This window comes from Wolbachia endosymbiont of Listronotus oregonensis, from assembly GCF_031205055.1.
In the GTDB taxonomy this organism is placed as follows: domain Bacteria; phylum Pseudomonadota; class Alphaproteobacteria; order Rickettsiales; family Anaplasmataceae; genus Wolbachia.
Genome location: NZ_CP102118.1, coordinates 294,275 through 314,537 on the forward strand (window position 1 = coordinate 294,275; position 20,263 = coordinate 314,537).

Annotated in this window: 15 protein-coding genes, 2 tRNA genes and 2 pseudogenes; 5 read left to right on the forward strand and 14 right to left on the reverse strand. The window is 35.4% G+C overall.

Annotation, left to right across the window (positions count from 1 at the left end):
* Window positions 1-5: 5 nt before the first annotated feature.
* From NMD99_RS01525 to rpsL, 12 genes and pseudogenes are all read right to left on the reverse strand, one after another.
* Complete coding sequence (locus NMD99_RS01525) at window positions 6-8,519, reverse strand: DNA-directed RNA polymerase subunit beta/beta' (RefSeq protein ID WP_309166464.1); 8,514 nt, start codon at window positions 8,517-8,519, stop codon at window positions 6-8.
* A gap of 58 nt (window positions 8,520-8,577) precedes the next feature.
* On the reverse strand, window positions 8,578-8,979 hold the full coding sequence (gene rplL, locus NMD99_RS01530; protein ID WP_253307301.1) for a 50S ribosomal protein L7/L12: 402 nt from the start codon (window positions 8,977-8,979) through the stop codon (window positions 8,578-8,580).
* Window positions 8,980-9,005: 26 nt separating this feature from the next.
* Window positions 9,006-9,524: a 50S ribosomal protein L10 gene (gene rplJ / locus NMD99_RS01535; RefSeq protein WP_253307300.1), complete on the reverse strand. Its 519-nt coding sequence runs from the start codon at window positions 9,522-9,524 to the stop codon at window positions 9,006-9,008.
* Between the two features lie 12 nt (window positions 9,525-9,536).
* A complete protein-coding gene (rplA, locus tag NMD99_RS01540; RefSeq protein ID WP_253307299.1) occupies window positions 9,537-10,190 on the reverse strand; it encodes a 50S ribosomal protein L1 in 654 nt (217 codons plus the stop codon).
* A gap of 4 nt (window positions 10,191-10,194) precedes the next feature.
* Window positions 10,195-10,635, reverse strand: a complete 441-nt coding sequence (locus tag NMD99_RS01545; protein WP_253307298.1) for a 50S ribosomal protein L11 — start codon at window positions 10,633-10,635, stop codon at window positions 10,195-10,197.
* A 2-nt stretch (window positions 10,636-10,637) separates the two neighbouring features.
* Window positions 10,638-11,474, reverse strand: coding sequence for a transcription termination/antitermination protein NusG (gene nusG, locus NMD99_RS01550; RefSeq protein ID WP_309166466.1), 837 nt, complete (start codon window positions 11,472-11,474; stop codon window positions 10,638-10,640).
* Window positions 11,464-11,673, reverse strand: a complete 210-nt coding sequence (gene secE / locus NMD99_RS01555) for a preprotein translocase subunit SecE (RefSeq protein WP_064125120.1) — start codon at window positions 11,671-11,673, stop codon at window positions 11,464-11,466. The genes nusG and secE overlap by 11 nt, the downstream gene beginning before the upstream one ends.
* A 10-nt stretch (window positions 11,674-11,683) precedes the next feature.
* Window positions 11,684-11,756 (reverse strand) — tRNA-Trp (locus NMD99_RS01560).
* Window positions 11,757-11,769: 13 nt separating this feature from the next.
* Entirely contained in the window at window positions 11,770-12,942 is a 1,173-nt protein-coding gene (gene tuf, locus NMD99_RS01565) for an elongation factor Tu (protein WP_309166470.1), read from the reverse strand.
* An 11-nt stretch (window positions 12,943-12,953) separates the two neighbouring features.
* Window positions 12,954-15,025 (reverse strand): annotated as a pseudogene (gene fusA, locus NMD99_RS01570) (elongation factor G).
* A 21-nt stretch (window positions 15,026-15,046) separates the two neighbouring features.
* A pseudogene (gene rpsG / locus NMD99_RS01575) lies at window positions 15,047-15,525 on the reverse strand (30S ribosomal protein S7).
* 5 nt (window positions 15,526-15,530) lie between these two features.
* Window positions 15,531-15,905, reverse strand: a complete 375-nt coding sequence (rpsL, locus tag NMD99_RS01580; protein ID WP_006279787.1) for a 30S ribosomal protein S12 — start codon at window positions 15,903-15,905, stop codon at window positions 15,531-15,533.
* Between the two features lie 535 nt (window positions 15,906-16,440).
* Here rpsL and NMD99_RS01585 point away from each other — a divergent pair.
* Window positions 16,441-16,596 (forward strand): hypothetical protein, encoded by a 156-nt coding sequence (locus tag NMD99_RS01585; RefSeq protein ID WP_309166478.1) that lies wholly within the window; start codon window positions 16,441-16,443, stop codon window positions 16,594-16,596.
* Window positions 16,597-16,688: 92 nt separating this feature from the next.
* Here the strand turns inward: NMD99_RS01585 and NMD99_RS01590 are convergent.
* Window positions 16,689-16,765 (reverse strand) — tRNA-Arg (locus NMD99_RS01590).
* A gap of 148 nt (window positions 16,766-16,913) precedes the next feature.
* Here NMD99_RS01590 and NMD99_RS01595 point away from each other — a divergent pair.
* From NMD99_RS01595 to NMD99_RS01605, 3 genes are all read left to right on the forward strand, one after another.
* Window positions 16,914-17,642, forward strand: a complete 729-nt coding sequence (locus tag NMD99_RS01595) for an ABC transporter ATP-binding protein (RefSeq protein ID WP_253309408.1) — start codon at window positions 16,914-16,916, stop codon at window positions 17,640-17,642.
* 173 nt (window positions 17,643-17,815) lie between these two features.
* Complete coding sequence (tatA, locus tag NMD99_RS01600) at window positions 17,816-17,983, forward strand: twin-arginine translocase TatA (RefSeq protein WP_006013840.1); 168 nt, start codon at window positions 17,816-17,818, stop codon at window positions 17,981-17,983.
* Between the two features lie 289 nt (window positions 17,984-18,272).
* Entirely contained in the window at window positions 18,273-19,367 is a 1,095-nt protein-coding gene (locus tag NMD99_RS01605; protein ID WP_253309409.1) for a hypothetical protein, read from the forward strand.
* 18 nt (window positions 19,368-19,385) lie between these two features.
* On the opposite strand, the gene NMD99_RS01610 is transcribed toward NMD99_RS01605, so the two are convergent.
* Window positions 19,386-19,514 (reverse strand): hypothetical protein, encoded by a 129-nt coding sequence (locus NMD99_RS01610; RefSeq protein ID WP_309166532.1) that lies wholly within the window; start codon window positions 19,512-19,514, stop codon window positions 19,386-19,388.
* Between the two features lie 78 nt (window positions 19,515-19,592).
* Here NMD99_RS01610 and NMD99_RS01615 point away from each other — a divergent pair, with 78 nt between their 5' ends.
* Window positions 19,593-20,249, forward strand: coding sequence for an exopolysaccharide biosynthesis protein (locus NMD99_RS01615; RefSeq protein WP_264735898.1), 657 nt, complete (start codon window positions 19,593-19,595; stop codon window positions 20,247-20,249).
* Window positions 20,250-20,263: the final 14 nt, after the last annotated feature.

Here is a 20,263-nt window from a genome sequence, read left to right on the forward strand (position 1 = left end):
TGTACTCAATTCGACTGATCATATGCCACTACGCTCTCTTCCTCACCAGAGTGTAAATGACAATTATTATCCATAAACCATTTCTCGTCATAAGTTTCAATATCAAAATATTTTTCATATTTATCTATATTATCACAAAGTGAAAGTGCTCTGATCTTATTCATAATCAAACCTGTACCAGCAGGAATTAATCTTCCTACTATAACATTTTCTTTTAATCCACTTAAAGGATCACTCTTCCCGCAGAATGCTGCTTCTGTAAGTACTTTTGTTGTCTCTTGGAAAGAAGCAGCAGAAATAAAGGAGCTAGTTTCAAGACTTGCCCTAGTAATCCCCTGCAGAATAGGAAGATAATGAGCAGGCCGTTTGCCAGAGTTACTCATAGCATCATTTTCCCTATCAACTTCCAGCTTGTCAATGCTTTCGCCAACCAAGTACATAGTATCACCAGGATCAGTAATTTCCACTTTTTGTAGCATTTGTTTTAAGATCACCTCTAAATGCTTGTTGTCTATACGAACACCCTGCAATCTATAAACTTGCTGTATTTCAGAAATCATATAGTGCGCTAAAGCTTCTAACCCAAGCACACGTAAAATATCATGGAGATCAGGGTCACCATCCATCAATAGATCACCTTTACGTACAAAATCACCTTCATTGACTATTACATGCTTACTTCTTGATACCAAATATTCAACTGGAGAAATTTGTTCATCTACAGGTTTAATTAATATACTGCGTTTTCCTCTACGGTCTTTTTCAGAAAACGCTACATAGCCATCTATCTCACTAACAATAGCATGCTCTTTAGGACGACGTGCTTCAAATAACTCTATAACCCTCGGTAAACCACCAGTAATATCACGAGTTTTAACTGACTCTCTTGGTGTTCTTGTAATAACATCACCTGCATGAACCTTCTGGCCATTTTGTACATTGAGCACTGCACCAATTGGTATAAAATAACATGCTTCAACGCCACTTGCGAGTGTCATTACTTCACCATTATCGTCAAGCAGCACAATACGAGGACGTAAACTAGCTCCACCAGAATGCAATTTCCAGTCTTTTACTACTTTGCTTGATATTCCTGTAGATTCATCCATCACTTCAGTGATCGAAATTCCATCTTTTAAGTCCTGATAAGACACTGTACCAGTCTTCTCCGTGATAATAGGCAATGTATAAGGATCCCATTCCGCAACTTTATCGCCAATTTTTACTGACCCACTCTCATCCACATAAAGTTTAGCACCGTAAGGTACACTATGCTTCAACTTCTCACTACCAAGGCTATCAACCAACACGACTTCACAGGAACGGCTTATCACAATTTTATTTCCGTTTCTATCTATAATTATATTACTATTGTTTAACTTTATTTTAGCACTAATAGAAGCTATAATATTTGAGGATTCAACGCCTCTAGTCATTACCCCACCTATATGGAAAGTACGCATCGTTAACTGAGTACCTGGCTCTCCAACAGATTGAGCAGCTATAACACCAACTGCTTCACCTATTGAAACAATTTTACCAGTTGCAAGGTCTCTTCCATAACACAAAGAACACACACCAGGACTTATTTCACAAGTTAAAGGCGATCTAATTTTTACAGCATCAAGACCTGCAATGCTGATTTGCTTTACTTTATCCTCATCAATTAATTCCCCTGCTTTTACTAATAATTCTTTTGTCACTGGGTTATATATACCATTTGCAGATGTTCTACCCAGCACAACACTCTCTAGAGATGCAACTATAGTACTTCCTTCAACTGTAGCTCTCACAACAAGACCATTTTTTGTTTTACAGTCATGCTTTGTAACTATGCAATTTTGAGACACATCAACTAAACGACGAGTTAAGTATCCAGAGTTTGCAGTTTTAAGCGCAGTGTCAGCTAAACCTTTACGCGCACCGTGAGTAGAATTAAAGTATTCAAATACGTTCAATCCTTCACGGAAATTAGAAATTATAGGTGTTTCTATAATCTCACCAGAAGGTTTGGTCATGAGCCCTCGCATTCCTGCTAGCTGTTTCATCTGTGAAGTAGAACCCCTTGCACCAGAGTTAACCATCATATACACTGAGTTGTACTTACTATTTCCATCATATATAGATATTGCTTTTAACATATCATTAGCTATCATATCCGTACACTTAGACCATTCATCTATAACCTTGTTATACCTCTCACTTCTAGTTATTAGCCCATCTTGATATTGCATAGAGAATTTCTTAATTTCACCCCTCGCGTGATCAACATGTGTAGCTTTAGTTTCAGGTATAACCAGATCACAACGACCAAAAGAAACACCAGAAAATGTGGCATACTCAAAGCCAAGTACCATTAATTTATCAGAAAATGCCACTGTAGCACTTTGACCACAGTTACGATATACTAAATCAACTATACCAGTTATTTCCTTGACTGTTAATATCTGATTTATTAGATCGAAGCCTAGATTCTCATGCTTAGGAAAAATTTGCCATAATATTAAACGGCCAGGAGTTGTACAAACAGTTTTATAGTGAGTTTCACCGCTGCTATTAATATACTCCATCCTATACTTTATACTAGAATGAATATGTAAAGTACCATCACTCAAAGAATGCTCAACTTCACAAAAAGCACCAAAAGATGGTAAATTATCTTCCTTAGGTTCTTGTAAAGTCAGATAATATATACCAAGTACTATATCTTTACTAGGAACTATAATCGGTCTGCCATTAGAAGGACTTAAAACGTTATTAGTGGACATCATCAACACCCTAGCTTCAAGCTGAGCTTCCAATGAAATTGGCACATGCACTGCCATTTGGTCACCATCAAAATCAGCATTAAACGCCGTACAGACAAGCGGATGAAGCTGTATTGCTTTGCCTTCAATAAGGATTGGCTCAAAAGCCTGAATACCAAGTCTATGTAGCGTAGGCGCTCTATTCAACAAAACAGGATGCTCTTTTATTACCTCTTCAAGCATATCCCAAACTTCTGGTTTTTCTGCTCTTATCAACTTACTAGCAAACTTAATAGTTGGAGCCATACCATACATCTTAAGCTTTGAGTAAACAAAAGGTTTGAATAGTTCAAGAGCCATTCTTTTTGGTAATCCACACTGATTTAGTTTCAAAGTTGGACCAACAACTATTACAGAACGTCCAGAGTAGTCTACCCTTTTTCCTAAGAGGTTCTGGCGAAAACGACCCTGTTTTCCTTTTAACATATCACTAATGGACTTTTTATATCCAACAGCACCAGCTTTGTTTACCAAAGTATTACGACGACTATTATCAAAAAGAGAATCAACTGCTTCTTGTAACATCCTTTTTTCATTACGAATCATAATCTCAGGAGGATTTAAGCTCAACAATTTCCTCAACCTGTTATTTCTATTAATAATAGTCCTATAATGATGATTCAGATCAGAAACTGCAGGACGACCACTTTCAAGCGATACCAAAGGACGCAAATCAGGTGGTAAAATAGGTATAGTTGTAAGTATCATCCACTCAGGCCTATTTCCAGATTTAATGAAGTTTTCAATAATACGCAATCTCTTTATAATTTTCTTTCTTCTTATCTCAGAAGCAACAGACTCTAATTCTAGTCTTAAATCCTTCCTAATTTCATGTAAATCAAGGCGCGTTAGCAACTCTCTTATAGCTTCAACACCTTGCATAGCTACAAAACTATCGATCCCATAGCTATCTTTAGCTTCATTATAAGCTTTTTCACTAATAATCTTACCTTTTTCAAAAGGCGAAACAAGAGGATCTATCACGATATAATTATCGCTATATAAAATATTCTCAATATCTCTGAGAGACATATCCAATAATGCTCCAATTCTTGAAGGAAGCGATTTCAAAAACCATATATGAGCAACAGGAGATGCAAGCTCTATATGACCCATCCTTTCTCTTCTTACTTTAGAAGATGTAACTTCTACTCCGCATTTTTCACATATGTGACCTCTGTGTCTTCTTTTTTTGTATTTTCCACATAAACATTCATCGTCATTGACAGGGCCAAAAACCTTAGGGCAAAATAATCCACCTTTCTCAACTTTGAACGTACGATAATTTGCAGTTGAAACATCTTCTATCTCACCACAAGATATACGCTTAATACTTTCAGGGCTAGCAATCGATATGCTAACCTCATTAAAAGGTTGTGCAATGTTAGTGTGAGATATATCTTCAATCACTACATCATTTTGCTTTAAATCTACATTTAAACATAAAGAACGTAGTTCTTTTATCATCACATTAAAGGATTCAGGAATTCCACATTCAAAATTACTGTCACCTTTTATTATCGATTCGTAAATCTTAACTCTACCATTAATATCATCAGACTTCACAGTTAACATTTCCTGCAAAGTATAAGCAGCACCATAGGCTTGTAATGCCCAACATTCCATTTCACCAAAACGCTGACCACCAAAATGAGATTTTCCTCCTAGAGGTTGTTGAGTAACCAAACTATAAGGCCCTACTGAACGCGCATGAATTTTACCATCAACCAAGTGGTGCAACTTAAGCATGTACATGTAACCAACTGTAACCTTGCGGTCGAATTTTTCACCACTGCAACCGTCATATAATACAGCTTGTCCAGAGTTATCCAAACCAGCAAGTTCAAATAATTTTGCTATTTGTTCATCTTTTGGACCCTCAAATACAGGTGCAGCAACAGGAACGCCATCACGTAATTTACGTGCAAATTCAATGAGATTATTATCACTAATATTACGAATATCATTACAGATAGATACGTTACTACCATAGCTATAAACCTCAATCAGGAAATTACGTAAATTGCTGTATGAACTTTTACAAGAGTTCAAATAGTTCTCTACTAACGCATTCAACTCGTCATTTAGTGCATTTTTATTAGGTGTATTTAAAACAGAAGCCATTATTTCATCATCATCAATATTTTCAATTTTTTTATTGTCAAGGTATGCTACTGCAAATTGTGTAAAATTATCATCGTTAAGGGACCTAATTCCCTTGCAAAAAGCACTTTTGATTTTATTGATCTCATCGAGAATATTACTTACCCTTTCCCCTAATTTTCTACAAGCCCAACCTACATGCGTTTCCAGTATTTGCCCTACATTCATTCGTGAAGGAACACCAAGAGGGTTAAGAATAATATCAACAGGAGTACCATCTTCCAAATAAGGCATATCTTCCACTGGCACAACTCGAGAGATCACACCTTTATTCCCATGTCTACCAGCCATTTTATCCCCTGGTTGCAGACTATGTTTCACAGCAATGAAAACTTTTACTGACATCGACACACCTTGAGGCAGGTCATAACCTTCATGTAATTTTTCTACTTTTCGCTTAAACTGTGCTATTGCATGTGATACTTTTTCATCAAAATCTTTTTTTAAGCTCTTAACTTGCTCAGAAATGGGTTGGTTTTTTAATCCTATACCCCACCATTGCTCACGTTCAATAGAGTCAAATTTTTCTCGATCTTGAGAACCAGAATTAATAAGAAGTTTCTTCAGTTCATCATAGAAATATTCACTAGTAACATTGATTATATAATCTCGCTCTTCCTCAAAGTCATTTACCTCTTTTTGTTTGATGAGTAATGCCCTTTCATTTTCTTCAACCCCCCTGCGTGTAAAGACTTGTACATCAATTACTGTCCCTTCAACATCTGGAGATGTATATAAAGAGGAATCTGCACAATCGAATGACTTTTCACCAAAAATTGTCATTAATAACTTCGTTTCAGGAGGCAATGAAAGAGAAGGTTTAGGTGTAACTTTACCTACCAGAATATAGCCTGGACCAACTCTTGTACCAATTTTCACTATACCACTATCATCCAAGTGATATAGATTTTCTTCATTAACACCAGGTATAGCACGAGTTATTTTTTCTGATCCTAAAGGGGTATCATGTACAACACAGTCAAATTCTTCTATATGAATAGAAGTAAAGAGATCTTTTTTAACAACTTCACTAGAAATAATAATAGAGTCTTCAAAATTATAACCTTGCCAAGACATAAAAGCGACTAGCAAATTTTTACCAAGCGCCAACTCACCACTGTTAATTGCAGGACCATCAGCTATTACATCACCCTTTTTAACATAATCACCTACGCACACTAGCGGTCTTTGATTAATACAAGTATTATGGTTAGAACGCTGAAATTTCCTTAGATGATAAATATCTACGTCCAAGTAGTTAACCCTTTCTTTATCAAAAGCACGTATAACTATAGAGTTACTATCAGAACTATCAACTATGCCATCGCGTTTTGCTAAAACTACAGCACCAGAGCCAGAAGCTACAAAAGACTCCATACCAGTAGCAACCAGAGGAGCGGTAGGCTTCAATAAAGGTACGGCCTGACGTTGCATATTTGAGCCCATTAATGCTCTATTAGCATCATCATTTTCTAAAAATGGAATCAAGGAAGCCGCAACTGATATTACCTGCTTAGGAGATACGTCAATGTAACTCACCTGATCACTACTTACCATAATGAAACTACTAGCATATCTACAGTATAGCATATCATCAACAAAGCAATTATTTTCATCGAGCTTTGCGCTGGTATCAGCTATATAATATAAACCTTCATCTATGGCAGACAGATACTCAATTTGATCAGTAACAACCCTATTAACTACTTTTCTATAAGGACTTTCAATGAAACCATATTTATCAATACGCGCGTATATAGCTAAACTGTTGATTAACCCTATGTTTTGCCCTTCAGGAGTCTCAATAGGGCAAATTCTTCCATAATGAGTTGGATGAACATCACGCACTTCAAATCCTGCCCGTTCTCTTGTTAAACCGCCAGGACCTAACGCGGACAACCTTCTTTTATGTGTTATTTCAGATAACGGATTAGTCTGATCCATAAATTGAGATAATTGAGAAGAATTGAAGAAATCTCTTAAGACATTAGTTAACACTTTTGGATTAATAAAATCAGATGGAGAAACTTTATCTAAACTAGAAGTGGACATAGAATCAACTATTGCGCGTTCCAATTTCAACAACCCAGTTCTAAATTGATTTTCTATAAACTCTCCAACTGATCTTACTCTTCTGTTTCCTAAATGATCAATATCATCTACAGATCCTTGACCGTCACGTAACAATACTATTTTTTTTACAATTTCAATAATATCTTCATACGTTAAAACAGTTAAATCCTCATCATAATTTAATCCAAGGTAAGAGTTAAGCTTCAACCTACCAATGTTAGACAAATCATAATATTCCGGACTGAAGAAAAGATTACGGAAAAACTCCTCTACTATCTCTAAAACAGGAACTTCACCAGGACGCAAAACTCTATATATTTCATATAGCGCATCCTGATAAGACATGTTTTCGTCTAAGAAAAGCGTATTTAATATATAAGGTCCAACAGATACATTATCTATGTTCAATACTGATATTTCATCCACAGACAATAACTCAAGCTTCTTTATGTCTTCCAGCTTTATAGATTCACCAGCAGATAAAATTTTCGTAGAGCTAGCACTATCCATTAAATCTTCTGCGAGGAATAAACCACATATAGAATTAAAAGGAACCAGATACTCTTTCAATTCATTATCATATAGCTTTTTAGCTAGTCTTGAGGTGATACGAACGTTAGCTTTAAGCAGCACATTACCTTCAATATCCATTAAGTCGAAAGGCAACCTCACTCCTTTAAATTTATCAGGAACAAAAGGCACTTTCCAACCATCTTTATGTTTTACATACTTTATTTTCTCATAAAATCTATCGAGTATATCATTATTTGATAGACCTAACGCCTTTAACAAAACTGAGATTGGCAATTTTCTTTTTCTATCAACACGAAAATACAAATGGTCTTTAACATCAAATTCAATATCAAGCCAAGAACCCCTATAAGGAATAATTCTAGCAGAATAGATCAATTTACCAGAATTGTAAGTTTTTCCCTTATCGCTATCAAAAAATACACCAGGAGACCTATGCATTTGTGAGACAATAACTTTTTCTACACCATTAATGATGAAAGTGCCCTTATCAGTCATCATAGGCAACCCACAAAAGTGGACTTCCTGCTCTTCTATAGATTTTACAACGGTTGCAAGTTTAGAATGATCTCCACTCTCTTTAATCGATTTATATTCATCAAGAGAAATACCATCCTGCATAACAACAAGACGTATAGAAGCAATAACCTGAGCAGAAAAAGTTACACCACGCTTTATACACTCAGATTCATCATACTTAGGATCATCTACCCTACAACTTATAAACTCAATAGTAGCCCTACGCAAAGGATCATTTATTGGAAAGATTGTATGAAAGATAACTTCAAGTCTTTCATTACCCTTATTCTTAGGAGCAAATGAATCATACGATTCTTTTTGAACCTTAACCAAATCCAATAAAGAATCTTTTAAATCAATCGACCTAGAATAAGAAACTCTAGGGACAAAAGCACCAGAAGCGTACATATAAGAAGAATCAACCATTAAAATACCCCAAACTAATTAAAAGAGCTATATCAATATAAAATTAATACATTAAATATTATTCAAGCTCCACTTTAGTTGCTCCTGCTTCAATAAGTTTTTGCTTGATTTTTTCTGCTTCGTCTTTAGGAACATTAGCAGTTAAATCTTTAGGTAAAGATTCAACCAACTCTTTTGCTTCTTTTAAACCCAATGTAGAATTAACTTCTCTCACAGCTTTAATAACTCCTATTTTTTTACTCGCATCAATTTCTTTAATCACAACTTTATACTCAGCTTTTTCTTGAGCAGCAGGAGCAGCAGCATTATCACTAATAGGCGCCCCAGCACCAACAGCCCCACCAAGAAAAGAACCAGCAGGCAACCCTATTTTCTCTTCTAGAACTTTTACAAGTTCAGAAGCCTCTAATAGGTTTAAAGATAATATTTTATCAACCAAATCACTTGTTACATTACTCATAATTACCACCTTACTTAACAACAAATTTATTTTTTAGAACTATAATAATCCAAAACTCTCATAAGCCTCATAGAAGATGAATTAATAGACAACGCCAATCGAGCAGGAATATCATAAGATATTAAACGCATAATTTTAACACGCAACTCATCCAAAGAAGGCAACTTAGCCAGTTTATTAACATCTTCCACTGTTAACAATTCATTTATATGAGCCGCGCAAATCACAGACATTTTTTCTTTGTTAGCATTAATAAAATCAACTATTAACTTTGCAGCTTCTACTATGCCACTAGAGTATATAATAGCAACAGAACCAGAAAATTTGCCTGATAAATAAGAAAATTTACCAGTCCTTTCCAAAGCCAAGCGCGCTAGAGTGTTTTTAACTACTAATACCCCACCTGCTATAGACTTCAGGCTATTCCTCAGAGTTAATGAATCATTAGCATTTATAGATTTAAAATTTACTAATATCAAGAAATCATTATTTACAAATACGTTTATTGTGCTCTGTATAAATTCATCCTTATTTTTACGCTTCACGGTATCACTCCCTTAAATTATATCTTCCACTTTGCTTATCTTATAAGCTTCACCCATAGTTGAATTTAAAAAAACACCCTTAAAGTAAATTCCTTTCGCAGAAATAGGTTTATTATCTTTAATTACTTTAAGAAAGGCTTTTAAATTTTCTAGCAAGTCATCAATATCAAATTTAATATTTCCTAATTTACCATGAATAACACCATTTTTATCTGTTCTAAATTTTATCTGACCAGACTTAATGGTTTTAATAGCTTCTGCAATGTTAGAAGTCACAGTACCAAATTTAGGGTTAGGCATCAGCCCTTTAGCACCCAATATTTTTGCAATAGGAGTGATTTTTGCCATAAAATCAGGAGTAGTAATGCACCAATCAACATCTAATTTTCTACCCTTTTTTATTTCTTCAACTAAATCCTCTCCTCCTGCAATATCAGCACCAGCTTTTTCAGCTTCTAATAAATGTTTATCTTGAGCGAAAACAGCTACTTTAATATTCTTCCCGATACCTTTAGGCAAAACTACTGTACCACGCACCTGCTCTTCAGATTTACGTGAATCTACGCCTAAATTGACTGCAATATCAACTGATTCATTAAATTTTGCTGAAGCAGACTCAATAATCTTCTTCAAACACTGCTTAGGATTATCATTATATGTATTCATTTACCTAACCTTCCACAACTTCTATACCCATAGATTTTGCAGTGCCTACAACCATTTTCACTGCTGAATCTTCATTATCCACTTTCATATCAACCATCTTGCACTTTGCCACTTTAATTATAGCAGACATAGGTAATTTAGCCACTAATTCTTTACCAGGATTACCAGAACTTTTACTTAATTTAGCCTCCTGCTTAAGTAAATAAGCCACAGGTGGACCGCTGACAGTAAAATCATGAGAGCGATCATCCTTTATGGAAATTCGCACTGTTACTAAATCGCCTACTTTATAATTAGCGTTAGCAGCGCTAGTAACTTTATTAAAAGCTTCACAAAACTTAGGAACAGGTATACCACGTGGACCAAGTACTGAAGCAATTTTCGGTCCTGGAATTGCTTTCCCAGCTTCCATAAGTAAGTTAATCTTAGCAACTATAACACTCATAATTAATCCTCTATTTTCTCTACTTGAGCCAGATCAAGCTCTATTATTGTCGGCTTACCTAAAATTGATACTTCCACATTAATAATTTTTTTCTCATCGTTTACCATATTTACCTTACCAGTAAAATTTTGAAAAAGACCATCATTAATTTTCACTTTTTCACCTTTTTCATAACCATAACCTAACTTCTTTGTCTCTTGAGCATTATAAAGTGCATTACACATTGAGTGAATCTCATCATCCAAAATCACCTTTGGAATATTACCATTTTTCAAAAATCCATAAACCTTAAGAGATTTTGGTATATTATTGATAAAATTCAATACTTCATCGCATAAATTCACGTATAAAAAGACATAACCAGGAAAGCATTTCCTTCGTGTAGCAATTTTCTTAGATTTCAACTCTACTTCACTTAGCTCTTCATATGGAATAAAAACTTCCTTAAAGTAACCATTAACACTCAATCTCATAGAATTTTCCAATATATGTTGGCGCACTTTCTCTTCACAATTGGAAGCAACTCTCAAGATATACCATTTATATCTATTAAATTCTTTACACTTTAAACTTATCTCATCATCTGAAATCATCTCAAAATCACCAGATTCGCCACTGCAGAATCCAGGCGTTTGATTCAAAATATTTTTGCTTTCATCACATAGATGCATATATACATACACTTCACATAACTCTTTTATATCAGACTTTGAATTACATACCGTTTGATAAGGAATAAACACTTCCTTAAAATAAACAGCATTACTTACCAATTCGCGTATATTTTGCTCATATCCATAATCAACTCTAATGATATACCATTTATATTCACATTCCATAAATAATTCCAAATAAAGCCTTAATTACGTAAAGAGACATAAAATCCACAAAACAGAAGAAAATCGAAAAGCATAATATAACAATCATCACAACAAATAGAGATGACAACACCTCCTGTTTCTTTACCCAAGCAATTCTTCGTATTTCTTGCTTTATATCATAGAAAAAAACACACAAACTTTTTAACATTTTCACCACAACATTAATGCAGGAGCGATAGGAATTGAACCTACAACCTCTGGTTTTGGAGACCAGCGCTCTACCAATTGAGCTACACTCCTATAACTCAAACTCTCACTCCAAAATTTCAGAAACAACACCAGAACCAACAGTTCTACCGCCTTCTCTTATCGCAAAACGCAATCCCTTATCCATTGCTATCGGTACTTGCAATTCTACTTCTACACTCACATTATCTCCTGGCATTACCATCTCCTTCCCATCTAGCAATTTTATGCTCCCGGTTACATCCGTTGTCCTTAAATAAAACTGTGGCTGGTAATCCGCAAAAAATGGTGTATGCCTTCCTCCTTCCTCTTTCTTTAATATATAAACCTCCGCCCTAAACTTTCTATGCGGCGTTATCGTCCCCGGTTTTGCTAATACTTGCCCTCTCTCCACTTCTTCTCTTTTTGTTCCTCTTAACAATATTCCTACATTGAGTCCTGCACTCCCCTTATCCAGCAACTTCTTAAACATTTCTACACCTGTGCATATCGTCTTTTGCGTCGCTTTCAGACCTATTATCTCTATCTCTTCTCCCGTCTTTATTTCTCCCTTCTCTATCCTTCCTGTTACCACCGTTCCTCGCCCCGATATCGAAAATACATCCTCGATTGGCAATAAAAATGGTAAATCCACAGGCCTTGGTGGAACTGCCACATACTCATCTAACTTTTCCATCAATTTATCTATTGATTTCTTTCCATATTCGCTACTGTCATCCTCCAGCGCTTTCAATGCAGACCCCACTACCACAGGCACTTCATCCCCTGGAAATCCGTATTTATTCAGCAATTCCCTCACTTCCATTTCTACCAAATCTATCATATCAGCATCAGCAACATCAGCTTTATTTATATACACCACGATATATCCAACACCTACCTGCTTCGCTAGCAATATATGCTCTCTCGTTTGTGGCATTGGCCCATCAACCCCCGACACTACCAATATCGCCGCATCCATCTGTGCTGCACCTACTATCATGTTCTTTACATAGTCAGCATGTCCAGGACAATCAACGTGTGCATAATGCCTTTTTTCCGTCTGATACTCAACATGCGCTGTTGCTATCGTTATCCCCCTTTTCCTTTCTTCTGGCGCCTTATCTATCTGATCGTACGCTACAAAATTTCCATAATGCTTTGTTATCGCCGCTGTTAACGTTGTCTTCCCATGATCCACATGTCCTATTGTTCCCACATTTACATGCGGCTTTCCAAATGCTTCCACTACTGCTGTCATAATTATTACCCTTAATTATACTTTAACTTTAACTCATCAACCACATATTGTGGTACTTGTTCATAATAAGAAAAATGCATACTATACTGAGCTCTTCCCTGAGATATAGAACGCAAAACATTTATATAACCAAACATATTCGCAAGAGGTACGAAAGCAAGAATTATAGTGCTACTATTATGCGTTTCCATACTTGAAACTTGCCCCCTTCTGCTATTTACATCGCCCATGATATCGCCCATATACTCTTCAGGCGTAATGATTTCAACTTTCATTATAGGTTCTAACATTTTTGAACCAGCTTTATTTGCCATCTCTTTAAAAGCACCTTTAGCAGCAAGTTCAAAAGCTAAAGGACTAGAATCAACTTCATGAAAAGCACCATCAATAAGGGTAGCCTTAAAATCAATAACCGGAAAACCAGAGATCATGCCTCCTTCTTTTATCAACTCTAAACCATTTTGTACACCAGGAATATATTCTTTTGGAATTGCACCACCTACAATTTTACTTTCAAATTGAAACCCAGAACCAGGCTCAAGAGGTTCAAATATAATCTTTACTTTTGCAAATTGGCCAGCACCGCCGGACTGTTTTTTATGAGTATAATCAATTTCAACAGATTTAGTGATAGTTTCACGATATGCAACTTGAGGCGCACCGACGTTAGCTTCAACGTTAAACTCGCGCTTCATTCTATCAACAATAATCTCAAGATGCAGCTCACCCATGCCTTTCAATATAGTCTGTCCACTCTCCGCATTTACTGACATTCTTAAAGAAGGATCTTCTGCAACCAATCTATTTAAAGCAACACCTAATTTTTCCTGATCTGAAGTAGTTTTAGGTTCCACAGCAATTTCAATAACAGGCTCAGGAAATTCCATACGCTCTAATAATATAGGAAAATCAGGTGAACATAAAGTGTCACCAGTAATTGTTCTCTTTAATCCAACTAAGGCAACTATATCGCCAACTTTAGCTTCGTTTATATCTTCTCTGTTATTTGCATGCATAAGCAGCATTCTGCCAATTCCTTCAGTCTCATTTTTTCCGCATTTAACACAGCGGATTTGGATTTTAACTTACCGGAATAAATACGAATAAACGTCAAGCTGCCTACAAACTTATCCGTCATCACTTTAAACGCAAGAGCAACGAATTTCTCTTTTTCTGAAGGTTTGATCTCAATTTTCTTTTCTGAATCTTTAGGATCAGTTCCAACAATTACATCAACATCAATAGGAGAAGGTAAAAAGTCAACCACACCATCTAAAAGTGGTTGTACGCCTTTATTTTTAAAAGCTGATCCACATAATACAGGAACAAATTTTCCTTTGATGGTTCCATTTCTCACGCATTTTTTCAGTAAATCTACTGGCAGATCATTAGACTCAAAGTAAGTATTCATCGCTTCATCATCCATCTCAGCTGCAGCATCTAATAAAAGATTTCGATATTCTTGAGCCTTGTCAAGCAAATCAGAAGGAATATCTTCATAAGAAAATTTAGCACCCAACGTTTCTTCTTGCCATATAATGGCTTTCATAGAAATAAGGTCAATTATACCTTTGAAATCTTTCTCACTTCCTATTGGCAACTGAATGACTAAAGGTGCTGCACCAAGCTTCGTCTTTATCATATCAACACATCGATAAAAATTTGCCCCTATTCTATCCATCTTATTAACAAAGCAGATACGAGGAACGCTATATTTATCAGCTTGACGCCAAACTGTTTCAGATTGAGGTTCAACTCCAGCAACTCCATCAAATACAGCAACTGCACCATCCAAAACCCTTAAAGATCTCTCAACTTCAATAGTGAAATCAACGTGACCTGGAGTGTCTATTATATTGACCCTATGATCATTCCAAAAACATGTTGTTGCAGCAGATGTGATTGTAATACCACGCTCTTTTTCCTGCTCCATCCAATCCATAGAAGCTGCCCCATCGTGCACTTCACCAATTCTATTTTGCTTACCAGTATAAAATAAAATACGCTCTGTTGTGGTAGTCTTACCAGCATCTATGTGAGCCATTATTCCTATATTTCTGTATTTAGATATCCCAATTTCCATATCACAATTAATTAGCTAACATTAAAAACGAAGATGAGAAAATGCCTTATTAGCCTCAGCCATTTTATATTTTTCTTCGCACATCTTAAACGCACCACCGCGTTTATTATAAGCATCCAGTATTTCAGATTGCAAACAATCAACAGTGGTTTTTCCACTCTTTTTCGAGCAGCAGAAGTTGCTTTAGCAATCCACCTTAACGCTAAAGAAATCGCTCTATCTTGTCGAACTTCAACAGGCACTTGATAAGTTGCACCACCAATGCGTCGAGAACGCACTTCTATAGAAGGAGTAACATTTCCTACCGCTGTTTCAAAAATTGATAACCCACCTTCGCCTATTTTCTTTTCAGCTAAAGACAAAGCGTCATAGATAATCTTTTCTGCAGTAGATTTTTTACCACATTTCATGATTGTATTAATGAAACGCATCAGCAAAACACTGCCATAACGCGAATCAGGACTTATTTCTCTTTTTTTTGCTTTATTCCGACGAGCCATAAATTTTAACCAGATTTCTTTACACCATATTTTGAACGAGCTTTCTTTCGATTTTGCACGCCACGCAGATCAAGGGCACCTCTTATTATGTGATAACGCACACCTGGCAAATCTTTAACCCGCCCACCACGTATCAAAACAACAGAATGCTCTTGTAAATTATGACCTTCACCAGGTATATAAGCTGTCACTTCACCATACCCACTAATTTTTACTCTGGCTACTTTACGGAGTGCTGAGTTAGGCTTCCTAGGAGTTGTAGTATACACCTTAGTGCAAACACCCCTCCTTTGAGGGTTGCTTTCTCCCAAAGCTGGTACCTTTTTCTTATGGGTCAATCCTAATCTACCCTTACGTATTAATTGATTTATCGTAGGCATATGTTATAAATTCAAGCTCATTAAAATAACTAAGTTTTTAGTTATAAAATAATAAACCTCAATAGTCAATATAAAAATAAACATTACTACTCTAATAATTAAGCTCAACTGCTTTGAAAGCCATCAGTAGACTTCTTGCACTACCTCCCAAGCCACAACTGTCATTCAGTAGAAACAAAAAACTTCCTTGACAAACTCCGCCAGCCCCCTTATTATGATAGTAAGGGTATTTATGACTCAAAACTTGTTTTTGACCTGCAGGCTCAATGACAAAATTCAGTAAAAAACTTAGGGTATTTTTTGGCGGATTACATAAAATTATAGCGGCTGCATGTCTTTTTTATTTTTTCTACATTCAGCCAAATCGCGCTTATTTTAAGCGTTAGCACATTATTACAGCGCCAGTTTAAATTATTATAGGGTCAAAACTCGCACCACGGGAGTTCTTTGCCTTTTTTTTCTGCCTGGTAAATTTCTTAAATATTTATAACTAAACGACAACCGTCATCCCTGTAAAGGTCAAGTATCCCGCTACGTGTTAGCGGGATCTATGCTAAGAGATACCGCGAATGAATCGCGGTATGACGGTTCGTGGCGGTATGACGGTTCGCGGTGGCATGACGATAACCTCGTCATCCCGCTGCTTGTTAGCGGGATCTATGCTAAGAGATACCGCGGCGGTATGACGTAGGGGTTACCAAGAACTTGTCATTCCAGTGCTTGACACTGGAATAGGTGTGTGTATTTGTGAAAAAAAATCTCCATGAAATTTGTGAAGCAATGTGGTGGGACTAGTGCGATTCGAACGCACGACCTTCGGATTAGGAGTCCAACGCTCTATCCTGCTGAGCTATAGTCCCGTGTTTCCTACCATTTATGTAAAGTTATAGCAAAAAATCCTTCTCTTTTCTAGATTTCTTGCATAACCAATTTATGACGACAAGAAACATTTCTGTACTTCTTGAGTATAATGCTATTATATTTAATAACATGGTTTAAGTAAGATTAATGCTAGTTAACAACATTGGTTATTTCTATAACAATCAAGACGACTTTGCTTTAAGCAATATAAACATTAAAGTAAAAAAAGGAAGTGTTGCATGTTTATTGGGGCATTCTGGCTGTGGCAAGTCAACAATTTTGAAATTAATTGCAGGGATAGAAAATCCAAAATCTGGAACTATTTTTATAAATGATAGGTTAGTTGCAAGCAATAAGGCATCAGTCGCTATAGAGCATAGAAATATCGGATTGATTTTTCAGCATTCTGCATTATTTCCTCACAAAACAGTAGTAGAAAATATAACCTTTGCTATCCGCAGCTCTTCCAAGAGAGAAAAGCACCTAATTGCATTGGAAATCTTGAAGTTACTCAATATAGAAAAATATGAAAATATGTACCCTAACGCCTTATCTGGAGGACAGCAACAATTAGTTGCAATAGCAAGAGTGATGGCACAAAACCCTGATGTTGTGTTGTTAGATGAACCATTTTCTAATTTGGATATACTGCTCAAGTGCCGAATAAGACAACATATATTGTCCCTTTTTAGAAGTAAAAATATCCCTGTGCTAATGGTAACTCATGACCCGCAAGAAGCATTGAAAGTTGCAGATTTTATCTACGTAATGAAAAATGGTAAAATTATTCAATCAGGAGTTTCTAGCGATATATACCATAGGCCTAAAGATGATACGCTAGCAAAGTTTTTTAGTGAGCTCTCCTCTACTCTATAGTTAAGCGAAAAGTTTCCACTTATTCGCTGCAAGAAAACAATCTAATTTGGAATTGTTATAAAATAATTAAAAAACCTTGATTTATAATTAAATAAAGGTGATATAATCTATGTGTTACTTGACTTCAGTCAAGTTTTAATATTTAAAGGTCAATATTTTAAATGGAGGTGAAAATGAGTTTAGGACCATGGCAATTGTTTCTAGTCTTAATAATAATTTTAGTTCTGTTTGGTGCAGGCAGATTACCGCAAGTTATGGGTGATTTAGGAAAAGGCATCAAAAACCTTAAACAGGAGCTTAAGGACTCAGAAAAATTATCGTCTAATGAACCAGATCGTTAGCGTCCTCATACTTCGTGACACGCACTAAGGTGCGTGTTACTCACTTAAAGCATCAATTATTTTTCAATCTTTCCGCTTAAGCTGTTGCGTCTGCTTCACCTTCCTCTGAATTCATAATTTTTCTAATATTGTTAAAATGCTTTATAGAAATTTTCGCGGTCACTTTATATAGCATACAAACAAGTCTTGTAGTGAAAATTTAAAAATACAATCATTATTATTAATAAATTTTTATACATACTATACTGATAATGTAAGAGTAAATTTATTTAAATAGTGAGGTACGAAAATGAGTAAAAATAACAATCAACAATACAAAAACTATTCTGAAGATTATAATGGTAAAATAGGTATTAACACTAATGGACAAAAGTTTCAATTAATCAAAAATAACTCAAATCCTGTATACAATTATGAAGTTCGTGATATGGATGGGAATCATATATATAACATTAGAGAACAATGTATACCAAAATTCTTTAATAAGATATATAAGCCTTCAGAGTCAAAGATCTTTGACAAAGCACCAGAAACTATAGAGGAAGTATTACCAAAAGTATTTTCATTCCAAGATGAAGGTATAAAATATAATATAAGGTATGATGACATGTCATCACAAGAGAAGTTCCAAATTCAAAAGGACATTCATGCTGCTTATGAAAATTTTAAAAAATTGTTTGATGTAAACAAACCTGAAACAACTTTAAATTTAGAAGTTAATGTTTTTAACAACAAGAATGATTACCAGAAATATAATGAATTAGCTGGCATTGACGCAGATAATGCTTATGGTGCAACTGATGGTAAAGCGATAGTAGTATACAAATTTGCCGGTATGGACTTTGTTTTAGGTCATGAGCTGGGCCATGTGTTCCAAAATGAGCTATTAACAAGTATGAAGAATTCATTAGACCCTGAATTAGTTGGAAATTTAATTGGGAGTCAAGTAGAAAAAGAAAACAAAAAAGATATAGATAGTGGAGAGATAAAAGAATATCAAACTGAAGAATATGAAAATCCAGCTCATAACAAGGCATTAGAGCTTAGAGAAAGCAATGAAGATGATAAAAAAACAAATATAGTGGAGGAAGAGGAAACAGAAGGAGATACACTATATAATAACAAAGAACTCTATAGAGAAAAAAGAGAAGTGCAAAAAGAAACCGCTAAGCTAGATGATAACACAGAAGAAAGTCAATCTACACAAACGAGTGAACCTGGTGTATTTTCATCTATTGCATCTATTTTTAGAAGTTTTATATCATGGATATGGGGCACAGAAGAAGAAAGTGAATCTATCGAATTATCACAGAGTTCATTGTATTCTGATCCATTAAGTGACGAAAGTCATTATTCACAGTCAGATACTAATGATATACTATAACTTTTTTTTATAGGTAGTTTAACCCTTGCGTGTAACCCAAAAAACACGCAAGGAAAACTGTATTGCATTGATGCTGTAACAAACAACTTCATTTGCACCAACTGCAAGTATAATGACAAAATTACGATTGTACTTTAACTCTAACAATTAACAATAATAAATGTATATTGAAATACAGCAATAATTACGTTAGTTTAAAAGGAATAGTTTGATTAAAGGATAATTGTGCAAAAAAGTGAGAAACTAACTAAAGATAAAAAACTAGCTTCTGATATTCTAAAAGAGGTTGCAGATACCAATAACAATGATAGCGATAAAGTAACTTTGTTTGACATTAAAACAGCTTTGCATGAGCGCGGTTTTGGTATTTTAATAATCATCTTCTCCTTGCCGCTATCGGTGCCTATACCGGTTCCACCTGGTTATACAACTATTCTTTCTATACCTTTAATCTTATTCTCACTGCAGCTTCTATTTGGATTTGATTCTCCTTGGATGCCCAGTTGGCTAGAAAGAAGGTCTTTTCAGCGTTCAACACTAGCTCTTGTGGTAGAGAAAACTTCCCCTGTATTAGAAAAAATAGAAAAATTCATGAAGCCAAGACTATCTTTCATTTTCTATGGGCCTGGTGAGAAGATTCTGGCTTTTATGATGTTGCTTTGTGCAATAATAATAGCTCTTCCATTACCTTTTACTCACTTCCTTCCTGCAATTGGCACAACTCTTATTTCACTTGGTATTATGAGTAAAGACGGGTTTCTATCCATATTGGGAGTTTTAGTGTCATTGTGTGCGTTGTTGCTTACTCTTGTTGTAATAGTCAAAGGACCACAACTTATAACCGGAGCACTTTCTCTTCTTAAAAGCTTTACAACACTTTAACAAAAGAATGAAGT

Bases quoted from the DNA above. Each gene is read 5' to 3' on its own strand.
- NMD99_RS01595 (WP_253309408.1), top strand. From the start codon at position 16,914: ATGCTAGTTAACAACATTGGTTATTTCTATAACAATCAAGACGACTTT.
- tuf (WP_309166470.1), bottom strand. From the start codon at position 12,942: ATGACAGCAGTAGTGGAAGCATTTGGAAAGCCGCATGTAAATGTGGGA.
- nusG (WP_309166466.1), bottom strand. From the start codon at position 11,474: ATGGAATGTGAATATAAATGGTATATCATTAGAGTTGATTATGGATAT.
- NMD99_RS01525 (WP_309166464.1), bottom strand. From the start codon at position 8,519: ATGGTTGATTCTTCTTATATGTACGCTTCTGGTGCTTTTGTCCCTAGA.
- NMD99_RS01605 (WP_253309409.1), top strand. From the start codon at position 18,273: ATGAGTAAAAATAACAATCAACAATACAAAAACTATTCTGAAGATTAT.
- rpsL (WP_006279787.1), bottom strand. From the start codon at position 15,905: ATGCCTACGATAAATCAATTAATACGTAAGGGTAGATTAGGATTGACC.
- tatA (WP_006013840.1), top strand. From the start codon at position 17,816: ATGAGTTTAGGACCATGGCAATTGTTTCTAGTCTTAATAATAATTTTA.
- rplL (WP_253307301.1), bottom strand. From the start codon at position 8,979: ATGAGTAATGTAACAAGTGATTTGGTTGATAAAATATTATCTTTAAAC.
- rplA (WP_253307299.1), bottom strand. From the start codon at position 10,190: ATGAATACATATAATGATAATCCTAAGCAGTGTTTGAAGAAGATTATT.
- NMD99_RS01545 (WP_253307298.1), bottom strand. From the start codon at position 10,635: ATGAGTGTTATAGTTGCTAAGATTAACTTACTTATGGAAGCTGGGAAA.